Source organism: Endozoicomonas sp. ONNA1 (genome assembly GCF_024606325.1).
GTDB lineage: Bacteria > Pseudomonadota > Gammaproteobacteria > Pseudomonadales > Endozoicomonadaceae > Endozoicomonas_A.
In genome coordinates this window covers 1-1741 of record NZ_JAHHPN010000653.1, presented here as the reverse complement: position 1 = coordinate 1741, position 1741 = coordinate 1, and the positions used below count along the sequence as shown (strand labels likewise).

The following is a 1741-nucleotide window of genomic DNA, read 5'->3' as shown; positions in this document are numbered from 1 at the left end:
ATAAAAATGAACGGGCTCAAAGACTGATTCATCGCTGCTGTGATTTATACCATACGAGTGAATGTGAATTGGCACTGCTGAGTACCTATGCCGGAACAGCAAGGTTCATGGAAATGATGACTGGGTATCAGGAAAGCGCCAATAGAATACTGTTAACTTCGATCCATTATTTCAGTCTGGCTTCCCGGCAGATAGCAGATGGCGACCCTGAGACAGGACAGGATAGCCTTAAAAAGGCGCTTGAGTATGCAGAATCCGTACTGGAGAAATACCCCAGGAATGCAAGCGCCTGTTCGCAAAAAGCCCACTGTCTCAGAATGATGAATTACAGTAAAGACGTTTGGAGCGAATGGTTCAAAAAAGCCGAAACCCTTGACCCCGGACGGGGAGAGAAGTTTAAAGCTTACGACATTTGGCGAATCATCGAAGCCAGAGCTGTTGAAAAGGTGAAGAATCAGGCACAGCAAACATAAGCGCCTGCGGCGAAAATAAGAGTCTGGCCAATGAGCCAGCAATATTGAATTCCAAAGGATCAGGTAATTAAGGCGCTTGGATGAACTCTTATGTATGTTTGCTGTCTTAAGAGCATAGGGAGGTCACTTTGCATGAGTTACGGATTACCACCAGCCTACGGTTCAACATCGCAACCGTCACAACATCGCTTGCCTGAATCCGATCAGGACGCTCATCAGGACAGAAAGCCTGCATCTGATTTAAACCCGAATGCGCTACCGTTTGTTCCTCGTCGTTCGTGGGAGAACCGGTTTTCGAACGGCCAGGATATTCATCGTCGGCAAACCACTGCACACGGGGTACCTTCTTCCCGGGGTTTGCAGCCCTCAAGAAAGAAGCAATCGCCCATTGCGGCTGAAGAAAACATCAGCCAGGCTTACGAAGCACTAAAAAACCAATGTTTCACCGATGCAGAAGAAACATTCCGGTCCACCTTAGAAGAATACCGGGGCCAACTCAACCAGGCCGACGAACGAAACGCAACCATAGGGCTGGCAAGATCGCTGAAAGAGCAAACCCCGGAAAAACAGAAAGAAGCCTGTTCTCTTCTGCAAAAACTCAGGTCGGAAGAACCATTGACTGAACTCGGGGCTTCCAGAATTCCTAACCTTGACCTGACCCTGAGCCGCTGTGAAATAGCGCTTGGATTGATTCCTGATGCTGAAACACGACTGTTAAAACTGAGAAACATAAATCCCGACGCTGATGAAGAGATCCTTTGCCAGAAATCTCACAATTTTGACGCTGATGTCACCAATGCACGACTGTGGCAGCTTATGAAAAAACACCAGATGACTGAAACACTGCTGGTGAACATGAAAACAGAGCTGACCGAAATGCTGCAGTCACATCGATACAGAGGCGTTGCAGAAAGACTGCGTAAACAACTCCATACCGTCAATATTGCCCTGGTGCGACTCTTGCAGGAGAGGGACCTGTATGAATGGGCTGAAGACCTGCTACTGAAAATGAGTGGCAAGCGATCCAACAACAGTGAGGCGTTACTTTGTAAAGCCTGTGGAGATGATGAAATTGATCTGGCTCTGGCACGACTCTGGCAGCTAATGGGAAAAAACGAGCAGGCTGAAAAACTGCTGCTGAGCATGAGTGGCAAGCACCCCAATGCCAGTGAAGAAATCCTTTGCAGGCCTTATTGGAATCTTGATATTGATATGACTTTGGTGCGGCATTGGGAGGTCATGGACAAATATCACCTGGCTGAAAAACT

General features: G+C 47.7%; 2 protein-coding genes. Both read left to right on the top strand.

The features are described 5' to 3' along the window. Positions 1-473 (top strand): hypothetical protein (locus tag KDK19_RS15300; RefSeq protein ID WP_257287842.1); only part of this gene is annotated, 473 nt, incomplete at its 5' end. A 132-nt stretch (positions 474-605) separates the two neighbouring features. Next, on the top strand, positions 606-1741 hold a 1136-nt coding region (locus KDK19_RS15295), incomplete at its 3' end, for a hypothetical protein (protein WP_257292293.1).